This window comes from Undibacterium sp. GW821-FHT07F11, assembly GCF_059418665.1.
Genome location: NZ_JBWKQH010000012.1, coordinates 42,546 through 55,237, shown reverse-complemented (window position 1 = coordinate 55,237; position 12,692 = coordinate 42,546). Strand labels below are relative to the sequence as shown.

Below are 12,692 nucleotides of genomic sequence, written 5' to 3'. Positions count from 1 at the left end.
GGTTTGAATTGCTATATATGATTTAGCTCAAGGCAAATAAATGCCAGGAGCTTATCGTTACAGCAAGTAACATCACTATAGGAGCACAGTATGAATCTCACCATCAGTGGACACCACGTCGAAGTAACTCCTGCAATTCGTGAATATGTACATACCAAACTAGAACGTATCAGGCGGCATTTCGACCAGGTCATTGATATCGCCGTCATCCTGACGGTGGACAAGCTCCGGGAAAAGGAAAAACGACACAAAGCCGACATTAATTTGCATATCAGCGGTAAAGATATCCACGTTGAAAGTCTGGCGCATGATCTGTATGCAGCCATTGATGCACTGGTAGACAAACTGGATCGCCAGGTCATCAAGCATAAAGATAAAATGCAAGACCATCAGCACGACGCCATCAAGCACATACCTGATCCGGCATCGGCTTCATAAAGACCCCAGTCCTTACCCGAACAGGGTTGTGGACATCCAAAACAAGGACGCTAGAAGGCGTCCTTTTTGTTGGGTGATTGGTTTTGATTTAATGATTTACCTCAATCATTAATTGAATTGCCCTGCGACAATCCGTACACATAATAACCGTCATTCCAGCGTGCTTTTAGCTGGAATCCAGCGGCGTTCGTTATATGCCGTGGCTCTTGTTGCAAGTGGCACTTTGACTAAAACGTTTGCCCTCCGTGGATACAAGCCGGGTCTCGGCCCGGCAGCCGAAATACTTTCTTTGCGTCGCCAAAGAACGTATTCAAAGAAAGGCGACCCAGGCGTCGTCGCCCCCTGAAGGGGGTTCCCGTTTGTGCTGTACAAAAAATGGGAAGGCCCGAAACTCGCTTCGCTCAAACAGCGGTCCTTCTTAATCCATTTTCTGTACGGCACAAACGGCGTCGACACATGGGAACTGCTAACGTCAAAAACAACAGCAACGAGCATGCAGTCCTTACGCTATTTCCTCATAAGCATAGACACCCCGTGACGACCAAGCCTGACAAAGTTAAAATAGCAGCTTCATCCTCTACCCTGCATAGTCAACCATTATGAGCGAATTTGTCCTCACCTCCGTCAAGAACAATATAGGCTATATCACCCTGGACAGGCCCAAAGCGCTGAACTCGCTGTCTCTCGATATGGTAAGAGCGCTGACGACGACCTTGCTGGCCTGGCAGGATGATCAGAATGTGCGTGCGGTGTTTATCCATAGCAGCAGCGAGAAGGCATTTTGTGCTGGTGGTGATATCCGTTTCTTCTATGACGTTGGTACTGCCACACCCAGAGGTGACTCGGCCCTGCTGGAAGATTTTTTCACCGAGGAATATGCCTTAAATCATTTAATCCATTTCTACCCAAAACCCTATATCGCGCTGATGAATGGCGTGGTCATGGGTGGTGGCATGGGTATTGCGCAAGCAGGTGAAGACTGTCGTTTGCGCATCGTCACGGAGCGTACCAAGATGGCGATGCCGGAAGTGAATATTGGTCTTTTCCCTGATGTGGGCGGCGGTTATTTCCTGTCGCGTACTGATGGTGAAATTGGTACTTACCTGGGATTGACTGGTGAAATCATCACCGCTGCGGATGCCATTTATGCAGGGCTGGCGGATGTCTATATTCCCACAACTGAAATACCTGCACTGATGAATTTGCTCAGTGAAAGTACGGCCACAGACTTGCATCTGGTAATACGCGATTTTGCTGCGGCTTTTGCAGACCAGGCAAAACCGGACACCAGCAAACTGGCTGCACAACACGCCATCATCAACGACATTTTCGCAGGCGATAGCGTTACTGCGATCTGTGAAAAACTACAACAAGACAACAGCGACTTCGCCCAGCAGACCCTGGCCACCATGCAAAAGCGTTCACCACTACTGATGTCAGTCACACTGGAACAACTGCGCCGCAGTAAAGGTATGACAGTATCGGCCTGCCTGCGCATGGAAAGAAACATGGTACGCCATTGCTTCAAGCATGGTGAAGTGCTTGAGGGCGTGCGGGCCCTGGTGGTAGACAAAGACAATGCACCACGCTGGTCACCTGCGACATTGGCTGAAGTGACGACGGAACAAGTGACAGGATTCTTTGCTGAAGCCTGGCCTGCTCATGCGCATCCTTTGCGGTATTTGGAAGCTTGAGTTGAAAGACTGACTGATCAGAGTTTGATCAATCGTATATCTAAAAATTAGATCAAGGTCGTATTGACGTTGATTTTGACTTTGGGGTTGTTTTTGACTTTCTGCAGTTCCCATGTGTCGACGCCGTTTGTGCAGTACAGAAAATGGATCAAGAAATGCCCGTGTTTGAGTGTAGCGAGTTTCGGGCATTTCCCATTTTTTGTACTGCACAAACGGGCACCCCGCAGGGGCGACGACGCTGGGTCGCATTTCTTTGAATTCTTTCTTTGGCGACGCAAAGAAAGAATTTCGGCTGCCGGGCCGAGACCCGGCTTGGTTCTACGAAGGGCAATCGCTTTAGTCAAAGTGCAATATTCAACAAACAACACGGCATACCACGAACGCCGCTAGATTCCTGCCTACGCAGGAATGACGTGAATAAGATTGCCATAAAATCCAAGGCTGAGCAGCCTGTTATGCATATCTGCAATCACTTCAACTCAAACGCCTTCTTATCCCCCTTAAACCATCCAGCCAACCCCGCAATAAACTCCTGCGCCCCATTCCTCCTCGCAGTCTTCAAACCATGACTGGCACCTGGAAATTCCACGAACTGAAAATCTTTTTCCGGATGCTTCAAAAAGTAATCCCGCAAGGCATGTCCTGATTCTATCGGCACACTCTCATCCTTCTCACCCATTGCTGCCACCATGGGAATATCCAGGCTTGCGTACACAATCAAAGGATCAGAAAACAGATGTCCAGACCAATACGCATAAGGATGTCCAAAGAACTCTTTCCTGAGATTCTTGTCATCTTTCCTGATCTCAGCATACACATGCAAAAAATAATCGCGTGAAAATGGATTGGCATAAGGTTCCACGCCGCGGTCTGCAAAGATCAAAAATTCTTCACTCTGCGGCAAACCACCACTTCCTGCGGTCGCCAGCCAGTCTATTTTATTACTGTCCCTGGCAATATAAGGAGCGACAGCTCCGCCTTCAGAAAAGCCCAAGACTGCAATAGAGCGTACAAGCATTTTTTGAAGCTCAGGCTGAAGCGCCAAGAACTTCAAATGATCAGACAATCGTTGATCGAGCTTATCTTCCGCCTGGAATTCTGCGGAGCACTTGCTGCCATCGGCATTTTTGGCAACGCCAGGTTTTTCCAGGTAATAGACATTTACCGTTCCGGGATAGCGTTCAAAAAACATGGGCAAACGAACTGCAAAATCATCGCATCCTGAACCGCTGACCAGCAATACAGGATGGCCATGTGTTGTCGCAGCCGGATCAGATAAATGATAATAGCGCCTTTGCTTGCCATCGATTTTTATGCTGTGTTCTTGCAGAACAGGTGCCGCCATCGTGGAAGCACAAAAGAGTGTGATGGAAGCCAGAACGATATGACGGATGTGCGAAGAAAAGGAATTGATGTGCATGGGAATGCTTGGTTTTCTTAAAATGAATCAAGAAAATATCATAGCCCTGCCAGCATTGCGATAAAAATAAAAATGGGGAGCAAGCTCCCCATTCCCTGAACGTGCATAAACTTGCGTATGCAATACTATCAGTGCTGCGCACCACCACCCAGATAAGCCGCCTTGACTGCCGGATCATTCTGCAAACTGGCCGCCGCACCATGCACGGATATCCTGCCATTTTCCAGCACATAACCATAGTCAGCCACTGCCAGTGCCGCTGCCGCAAATTGCTCCACCAGCAGCATGGTCGTGCCCTGCTCTTTCAAACGCACGATGATGCGGAAAACTTCATCGACCAGGATAGGTGCCAGGCCCATTGATGGCTCGTCCAGCAAAACCACATCGGGATTGAGCATGACAGCCCTTGCCATCGCCAGCATCTGTTGCTCACCGCCAGACAAAGTACCAGCCAGCTGGTTCTTGCGCTCTTTCAGGCGCGGGAACAATTCCATGGCTTTTTGCAGATCACTTTCTATATCGCCACGTGGCCGGCTACGGGTGAAACGCGGGAAGGCACCGAGCAAGAGATTGTCTGTCACCGACATGGTGGCAAACACACGCCTGCCTTCTGGCGAATGTGCCAGGCCTGCCCTGGCGATCTTGTGGGAATCAAGGCCAGTGACATCCTTGCCCGCCAGCGTGACCGTGCCTTCGCGCGGCTTGAGCATGCCGGAAATCGCGCGCATGGTGGTGGTCTTGCCAGCACCGTTGGAACCGATAAGAGTGACAACTTTACCCTTGGGCACTTCCATGGAAATGCCATGCAAGACTTCGACCTTGCCATAGGCTGCATGCAGATTTGAAATAGTTAACATTGCTCTCTCCTTATGCAGCTGCGACTTCAGTGGCATCAGCTACGCTGCCACCCAGATAGGCTTCAATCACTTTGGGGTCGGCCTGTACGGCTGCCGGTTTACCTTCTGCAATTTTCTGACCGAAATCCAGTACAGTCACAGTATCGCAAATCGACATGACCACATCCATATGGTGCTCGATGAGGATGATGGTGATACCGTGTTCGCGTATCTTGCGGATGATGGCGATCAGGTCTTTGATGTCAGGTGCAGTCAAACCAGCAGCAGGCTCATCCAGCAGCAACAATTGCGGATTGAGACCCAGTGCGCGGCCTATCTCCAGCAGGCGTTGTTTGCCGTAGGGCAGATTGCGCGCTTCCTCATTGGCCAGGTCAGCCAGGCCAACAAATTGCAGGATGTTGGCAGCACGTTCTCTCGCCAGCCGTTCTTCGCGCAGATAGCGTGGTGTATGCAGCATGGCGTCACCCACATTACTGCGGAAGGTACTGTGCAAGCCAACCAGGATATTTTCTGTCGCCGTCATCTCGCCAAACAACTGCACGTTCTGGAAAGTGCGCGCCACACCACCCAGGGCAATTGCCGAAGGCGTGCTGCCGGAGATGACTTTACCGGCAAATTCCACTACACCGTCAGTAGGCTGATAAATACCGGTCAGCACATTCATCATGGTACTTTTACCGGAACCGTTAGGACCGATCAAACCATGCACCGTACCTTTGTTAATTTGCAGATCAACCTGGTTCAGTGCTTTCAAGCCACCGAATTGCATGAGAATTTTTCTGCCTGTCAGCAGGACACCCATGCGGGCATCACTGGCATTGACGATGGCATTGCCAGCATTGGTCTCGGCGCTTTCTGCATTGATGATGAGATGCTGCTGGCCCTTACCCAGCAAACTGTTGACGAAGCCGACGATACCATCTTGCAGGTAGTACACGACAAACAAGGTCATCAAACCAAAGATGGTCAGACGCCAGTCGGTAATGTTTTCCAGCTTGTACGAGAACAAGGCCATGGCGACAGTCGCTCCAACTGGCACGATAAGCTCCCTGGCTGTCTTGCGTTGTTTGGCAATGGCTAAGCCACCGGCAACTACGGCTATCACGGCAGCCACGGTAGCGATCTTGCGGAACAGTTCTATATCGGCAAGCAGTGACGGCAACATGACGACGATCAGGGCACCCAGCAGTGAACCTGTGCGGGTCTTGCGCCCGCCCATGATGACTGCCAGCAGGAACATGATGGTCAGTTCAAAGTTGTAGGTATTCGGCGAGATATATTCTTCCGAATACGCATACAGGCTGCCTGCCAGGCCAGCCAGCGCAGCACTGATGACGAAGGCAATAACCTTGTACTTGTAGACTGACACACCCATGCAGTCAGAAGCAATCGGGCTGTCACGCAAGGCCTGGAAAGCCCTGCCGTAGTGAGAACGCAAGATGCGATGAACCACAATCAATGACAGCACCAGCATGATGGCAACAACATAGAAAAAACCTACCTCGCCCAGTTTTTGTCCAAAGATCACAGGCTTGGTAAGTTTGATACCCATCGGCCCTTCAGTCAGGAAACTCATTTCATTGATGAGGATCTGGATGATGGTACCAAAGGCCAGAGTCACCATGGCCAGGTAGGGGCCGGTCACGCGCAGTGCGGGCAGGGCCAGCAAGGCACCAAATACGGCAGTGACGGCGATACTGCAGGGGATGGCGACAAACACCGACATGCCGAGCTTGAACACCAGCACGCCCGTTGTATACGAGCCTATACCAAACAAACCGGCATGACCGAGTGAGACCTGGCCGGTGTAACCAACCACGATGTCCAGACCAAACAGGAGGATAGCGTAAATCAGTATGGTTTCTGCCAGATGCAGGTAATAAGGATTGTGTACGACCAGGGGCATTAGCGCCAGTGCGGCTATACCCAGTATGGAAAAAACTAAAGTCTGCTTATTCATGTTCCTGCCTCACACTTTCTTGATGGCGGCTTTGCCAAACAAACCGGCAGGTTTGACGGCCAGCACCAGCAGCAACAAGACCAGGCCCGGCACTTCCTTGTAGCCAGTGGAAATGTAGAAACCGGTCAATGTTTCAGCAATCCCCAGGATCAGGCCACCAACGATGGCACCTACGCCAGAAGTCAGGCCACCGATAATGGCAACGGCAAAGGCTTTCAGGCCCAGTGCCGAACCCATGGTGGCGCCTGTCAGTGTCAATGGTGCCACCAGCACACCTGCGAAGGCAGCAGTAGCAGATGACAAGGCATAAGAGAAGGTAATCACCATGCTGGTATTGATACCCATGAGGCCAGCAGCATCCCTGTCATTTGAGGTTGCCACCACTGCCTTGCCGTAAATCGATTTGCGGTTAAAAAATTCAACTGCCAGCATCATCGCCAGTGCGCCAAGAACCACCACGACTTGCATGGCTTGTACATTTGCGCCAAGCACCTGGAATGGTGCGGCAGACAATGGAGATGGGAAGGTCAGGTCATCCTTGCCCCAGATATTTTCTGCGACGTTTTTGAAGATGATGGCGAGTGCGATGGTGGACATGATCCAGCCAAATTCTGATTTGATCTTGATGGCTGGACGTACACCTATCCACTCCACCACCATGCCTTGCAAGCCACCGAAGAGCAGGACGATAGGTATCATCACCCAATAATTCATATAAGGGCCACCGTGCACATTGCCGACCACACTAAGGCCGACCAGGGCACCCAGCATCAGGGCTTCACCCTGACCAAAGTTGAGGGTGCCAGAAGTGGCAAATGTGAGTTGATAGCCGAACGCGATGACAGCATAAATCATCCCCAGGGCGATGCCGCTGAAGACGAGCTGAAGTAATATTTCCATTTTGTTTCACCCGTGGAATGCAGCCTGCCAAGGCTCTCCAAAACTGTTGGAGAACCTTACGGCTGTCTGTCTGAATAACAAGCTCAGCGCCACGCGGGCGGCTGAGCCAAGGGCTGGTTTAAGCTAAGGACTTGTGTGGTTGCCCGGCCTTATTTAGCCTGGACGATCTGACCAGCTTTGGCCAGGCCCATGACAGGCATGCCAGGCTTGATGGCTTCATGATCGTCATGCGTGAAAGGCTTGTTGTAGGTGGTGATCACGCCTTCCACTTTTTCATTCAGGTTTTCCAGTGCTTCGCGTACTTTGACACCATCTGTACTGCCTGCCTGCTTGATGGCAGCAGCCAGCAAATAGATGGAGTCATAGCCCTGTGCAGCAGAGACTGCTGAAGGCATACGTTCGAGCTTATAAGCCTTTTGATAGGCTTCGATGAAGGCCTTGCGCTTAGGTGTATTCGGATCTTGAATGAAGGTTTGCGGCATGGTCGCACCATCACCATTTTTGCCTGCGTTGTCGAGGAAGTTACCCATGGACAAAGTCCAGCTGCCGATGATAGGTACTTTCCAGCCCAGTTTTTCCATGCCATTGGCGATCTGGGCCAACTCAGGGCCTATGCCATAGGTCAGCACGGCTTGCGCACCACCCTGCTTGGCTTTCAACAACTGGGCTGTCATGTCGACATCCTTGATATTGAATTTTTCTACGGCAACTGGTTTGATGCCTTTGGCGCTCAGGGTTTTTTCCAGATCTTCACGGCCCAGCTGGCCATAATTGGTAGAGTCAGCCAGGATGGCGACCTTGGTAAATTTGTTTTTGACGACGGCTTCATCAACAATCATGGCGGACTGTATGGTGTCATTGGCTGCCGTACGGAAGATGTAATTGTCCTTGTGTTCAGGTGCGACAAATTGCTTGGTCACCACGCTGCCTGTGGCAACATTATTGAGGACAGGGATTTTGGCTTCCTGATAGAAACGCTGGGATGCCAGCGCTACACCGGTATTGATATAACCAACCGTGGCGACCACTTTTTCTTTGTTGATAAGTTCTTGTGCTACCTGTACACCGCGCTCATTTTTTGCTTCATCATCACGCTCGATCAATTGCAATTGTCTGCCCAGCACGCCGCCTTTGGCATTGATTTCACTGACGGCAAGTTTGACGCCATCGCGCATGGATACACCCATGGGGGCGGAACCGCCAGTGAAAGGACCGGCAACACCGATCTTGATAGGCTCTGCTGCATTGCTTGCAGCGGCCAGGCCAAAAATGATGGATGCAACTAGGGCTTTGACTTTGTATGACATCTTTGTCTCCTGATTTTTTATGTGAGTACTTCAAAAAATAAATTCATGAATTACCGACATAAGTTAGCAGGAAACCGGAAAAATCTCAGACTCCATTCTACTTAAGTAAAACTACGCAAACGCTTGAGGGGGCAGCTTGGCGCTATGAGCAGGAGGCCGCAAAGCCTTATGCAGCAATGGTTTTCAGCATGCAGGCAAATTTTGGAGAGGCAAAAACGCGACACTGAAATATCGGGGAAGAAACTCTTTCAAGCCTGCGATGAAAGATTTTCATGTGAACAGCAGGGGACAGGGAAATTGACAACAAAACTGCTGCAAAAAAGCTGCAGACTTTTCATGTGAATCTCATGTGATTCTATATCTCCGGCCAGGCAAACACACTGCCTGGCCGGTTTATGCCTGCTTATTTCAACAGGCTGAATACTTTACTGATGGCTTTGCTGCCGGCACCCAGAGGGTCCTGGCGGATTGCTTTTTCTTCTTCGGCGATCATCAGGAACAGGGCATCCATGGCTTTCTGGGTGACATAGCCTTCAACAGTTGCCTCTTGCTGCGACACGGCTCCAAACTTTTGCGCCTGCCCCATGATGCTATTGTATTTGGCTGACAAACCCACCTTGTCGGTGACACCTTTGACCATAGGCAAGAATTTAGCGCTTAAAGGTGTGGAGGTTTTTTCCCTGAAAAAATCAGTGACTGAGGTTTCGCCGCCGGTCAGGATATTTTTGGCATCGGTCAAAGACATGGACTTGACGGCATTGACCAGCAAGGGTTTGGCCATGGGCACCGCAGCTTCTGCAGCGCGGTTCATGGAGACCACCAATTCATCAAGTTGCTGGCCCTTGCCTGTCATCTGCAAAATCGGACGTGCTTTTTCGAGTATCGAAGGTAACTGGATCTTGACCTTGTCATTATTCAGGAAACCGCCATCGACTCCCAGCTTGCTGACAGCAGCGGACGAGCCCTTGTCAAGCGCCGCTTTCAATCCCGTACTGGCATCCTGATTACTAAGATCAGCAAAGGAGATAGCATGCGCCGCTGCAGTGGCGAGAACCAGGCTGCTGGCAACCAGCAGACGGGCAAATAGAGTTGAGATGGATGGCATGGTTTCCTCCTGATAAAGAGTTGGTATTCTATACAAAGCGCAGCCTGTATCCTGAATTTGAAAGTACAAATTATGTAAATACACTATTTATCTGAGAAATCCAGAGCGCATCAGAATCATGCAAGCGGCAGTTCTGCCGGAGCTAGATTTCATCCACCATATATAAGCGTCTGTGTTCACGCATGGCGTAGTGGTCTGTCATACCGGCGATGTAGTCGGCTATTTTCCTGACTTGCAAATGCTGCTGCTCTTCGCTGCCTGCCTGACTTACCTGATAATCTGGCGGCAGCAAATTTGGCTGGGCATGCAGGGCATCAAATAATTCTGTGATCGTGCGTCTGGCCTTGAAGGTCATGCGGTTGACCTGATAATGACGGTACAGGTTTTCAAACAGAAACTGCTTCAGTGTCTGCGCCTCCTGGTACATGCCATCAGAAAAAGCGATCATTCTTTCCATATTGCGGACGTCATCTACTGAGCGTGGCTGGCAATCCTGGATTTTCTGCGCCGAAGTCTCAATCAAATCGACGATGAGGGTATTGATCATGCGGCGTATGGTCTCGGCGATGCCACGGCGGCCGCTGATGCCGGGATAGGTGGCATCGACGATGGCGCGATGGCGTGCGTAGATATCCACTTCCAGCATTTGTGATTCAAGTAACAGGCCGGAGCGCAAGCCATCATCGATATCATGATTATTGTAAGCAATGGAGTCCGCCAGATTGGTGACTTGTGCTTCCAGCGCAGGGCGCTTTTTATCAATGAAACGCTGCCCCACATCTCCCAGCGACCTGGCATTCGTGATGGAGCAATGTTTGAGTATGCCTTCGCGGGTTTCATACGTGAGGTTAAGGCCATCAAAAGCGCCATAGCGCTCTTCGAGCTCATCCACTACACGCAGACTCTGCAGATTATGTTCAAAGCCGCCAAAGGGCTTCATGCAGGCATTCAAGGCATCCTGACCAGCGTGACCAAAGGGGGTATGGCCGAGATCATGCGCCAGCGATATTGCTTCAACCAGATCTTCATTCAGGCGCAGGTTGCGGGCAATCGAGCGGCCTATCTGAGCTACTTCAAGGCTGTGCGTGAGGCGATTACGGAACAGGTCGCCTTCATGATTGACAAAGACCTGGGTCTTGTATTCAAGCCGGCGGAAGGCTGTGCTGTGGATGATGCGGTCACGGTCGCGCTGGTACTCGCTGCGCGAGGAAGATGATTCTTCGGTGTAACGCCGCCCTCGCGAGCTGGCAGATTGTGCTGCATAGGGAGCGAGGTGGGCGTCGGTAAACATGATTTTTAATTGGTGATACAGCTACGCAAGGTTTCCAGCAAAATCTCTTTGGGTACTGTGGTGATGTGCGCCTGTCCCAAAGGTTTTAACAAGATGAATTTGATTTTCCCACCTTCATTTTTCTTGTCGACTTCCATCAATTCCAGCCAACGCTCTTCGCCGAGATCCGGTGCTACGCCTGGCAGGCCTGCAGCTTCCACCACTTGTTTGATACGGGTCTTGGTGACGTAATCGATATAACCCAGGCGACATGACAAGTCAGCAGCCATGATCATGCCACAACCGACGGCTTCACCATGCAGCCATTTGCCATAACCCAGACCAGACTCGATGGCGTGACCAAAGGTGTGGCCGAAATTAAGGATGGCACGCAAGCCACCTTCGCGCTCATCCTGGCGGACGACATCGGCCTTGATTTCACAAGAACGCAAAATCGCATGCGTCAACGCCTTGGGGTCTTTGGCGCGCAGGGCAACCATATTGGTTTCTATCCAGTCAAAAAACACGGGATCAATGATCGCACCATGCTTGATAACCTCGGCCAGACCGGCGGAGAGTTCATTGTCGGGCAGGCTTTGCAGGCTGCCGATATCGGCCATCACCGCTTCAGGCTGGTAAAACGCGCCTATCATGTTCTTGCCCAGAGGGTGATTGATACCGGTCTTGCCGCCAACGGATGAATCAACCTGGGATAATAAGGTGGTGGGAATCTGCACGAAAGGCACGCCACGCATATAGGCTGAGGCGGCAAAGCCTGTCATGTCACCAATGACACCACCACCCAGAGCCAGCAAGGTAGTTTTTCTATCGCACTTATGTTCCAGCAGGGCATCAAAGATCAGCATCAGGCTGGCCCAGTTTTTTTGCTCTTCACCATCAGGCAATATCACGGACAATACTTCTTTGCCAGCGGCGTGCAGGGCTGCTTCCAGCTTGGCAAGATAAAGAGGGGCAACGACTGTATTGGTGACGATGACGGTCTTTTTTCCTTTGATTTTCGACTGCAGGAACTGGCTGTCGGACAGCAGGGAAGTGCCTATCGCGATGGGATAGCTGCGTTCGCCCAAGTCTACATTCAGGAGCGTGGTGGTGCTGGCGGTGCTTTCTGCTGACATAGTTGTTTTACTGTTGCTGAGTAGGGCGTCAGGAATGTCGAATAACTTTTCCTGCGCTAATTTGTCCAATACGGTTTGCACCAAAAATTGTACATTGGGCCTGCCGGTCTCAATGCTGATATGGGCAACTTCCTGGTAGAGGGGGGCACGCTGGGATTCCAGCTCTTCGAGTTTTTTGCGCGGGTCTGCAGTGCGCAAAAGAGGACGGTTCTTGTCGTGGCGAGTACGCTGCAAAATGCTGTGTATACCTGCACGCAAATAAATGACAATGCCGCGTTCATGCAGATATTTACGGCTCTCTGCATTCAACACGGCACCACCACCTGTAGCTAAGACTATGTTTTCTTGCCCAGTCAGGTCACGGATCACGTCCGCTTCACGCTGTCGAAAACTTGCTTCGCCTTCAATCTCAAAAATCACGGGAATCGAGACACCTGTGCGTGCCTCAATTTCGTGATCAGAATCAATAAAACGTTTATTGAGTTTTTTTGCCAGGGCCCGGCCAACCGTGGTTTTGCCGGAGCCCATCAGGCCTACGAGAAAAATATTCTTCAAAACTGTTTACCTGGCTTAAGACTTTTGCTGACTTTCCCTGAGCATTCATG

At 50.8% G+C, this 12,692-nt stretch carries 10 protein-coding genes; 2 read left to right on the top strand and 8 right to left on the bottom strand.

The window, feature by feature from the left end; all coding sequences use genetic code 11:
- Positions 1–90: 90 nt before the first annotated feature.
- Positions 91–438 (top strand): ribosome hibernation-promoting factor, HPF/YfiA family, encoded by a 348-nt coding sequence (gene hpf, locus AC07OI_RS26245; RefSeq protein WP_422948895.1) that lies wholly within the window; start codon positions 91–93, stop codon positions 436–438.
- Between the two features lie 599 nt (positions 439–1,037).
- Positions 1,038–2,132 carry an enoyl-CoA hydratase/isomerase family protein gene (locus AC07OI_RS26240; RefSeq protein WP_495259231.1) on the top strand — a complete coding sequence of 365 codons (1,095 nt, stop codon included), beginning with the start codon at positions 1,038–1,040 and terminating at the stop codon, positions 2,130–2,132.
- A gap of 469 nt (positions 2,133–2,601) precedes the next feature.
- On the opposite strand, the gene AC07OI_RS26235 is transcribed toward AC07OI_RS26240, so the two are convergent.
- The 8 genes from AC07OI_RS26235 to aroKB form a co-directional block, all read right to left on the bottom strand.
- Entirely contained in the window at positions 2,602–3,324 is a 723-nt protein-coding gene (locus tag AC07OI_RS26235; RefSeq protein ID WP_495259230.1) for an alpha/beta hydrolase family protein, read from the bottom strand.
- Positions 3,325–3,680: 356 nt separating this feature from the next.
- Positions 3,681–4,409 carry an ABC transporter ATP-binding protein gene (locus AC07OI_RS26230; RefSeq protein ID WP_492705390.1) on the bottom strand — a complete coding sequence of 243 codons (729 nt, stop codon included), beginning with the start codon at positions 4,407–4,409 and terminating at the stop codon, positions 3,681–3,683.
- Positions 4,410–4,419: 10 nt separating this feature from the next.
- Positions 4,420–6,369: a branched-chain amino acid ABC transporter ATP-binding protein/permease gene (locus AC07OI_RS26225; protein WP_495259229.1), complete on the bottom strand. Its 1,950-nt coding sequence runs from the start codon at positions 6,367–6,369 to the stop codon at positions 4,420–4,422.
- Between the two features lie 9 nt (positions 6,370–6,378).
- A complete protein-coding gene (locus tag AC07OI_RS26220; RefSeq protein WP_186953159.1) occupies positions 6,379–7,269 on the bottom strand; it encodes a branched-chain amino acid ABC transporter permease in 891 nt (296 codons plus the stop codon).
- A gap of 149 nt (positions 7,270–7,418) precedes the next feature.
- Positions 7,419–8,576: an ABC transporter substrate-binding protein gene (locus tag AC07OI_RS26215; RefSeq protein WP_492705386.1), complete on the bottom strand. Its 1,158-nt coding sequence runs from the start codon at positions 8,574–8,576 to the stop codon at positions 7,419–7,421.
- Between the two features lie 403 nt (positions 8,577–8,979).
- The gene (locus AC07OI_RS26210; protein ID WP_495259228.1) at positions 8,980–9,681 is read right to left on the bottom strand and encodes a DUF4197 domain-containing protein; all 702 of its coding nucleotides are present in this window, start codon (positions 9,679–9,681) and stop codon (positions 8,980–8,982) included.
- Between the two features lie 142 nt (positions 9,682–9,823).
- Positions 9,824–10,972, bottom strand: coding sequence for a deoxyguanosinetriphosphate triphosphohydrolase (locus tag AC07OI_RS26205; RefSeq protein WP_495259227.1), 1,149 nt, complete (start codon positions 10,970–10,972; stop codon positions 9,824–9,826).
- Between the two features lie 5 nt (positions 10,973–10,977).
- The gene (gene aroKB, locus AC07OI_RS26200; RefSeq protein WP_495259325.1) at positions 10,978–12,615 is read right to left on the bottom strand and encodes a bifunctional shikimate kinase/3-dehydroquinate synthase AroKB; all 1,638 of its coding nucleotides are present in this window, start codon (positions 12,613–12,615) and stop codon (positions 10,978–10,980) included.
- Positions 12,616–12,692 lie beyond the last annotated feature (77 nt).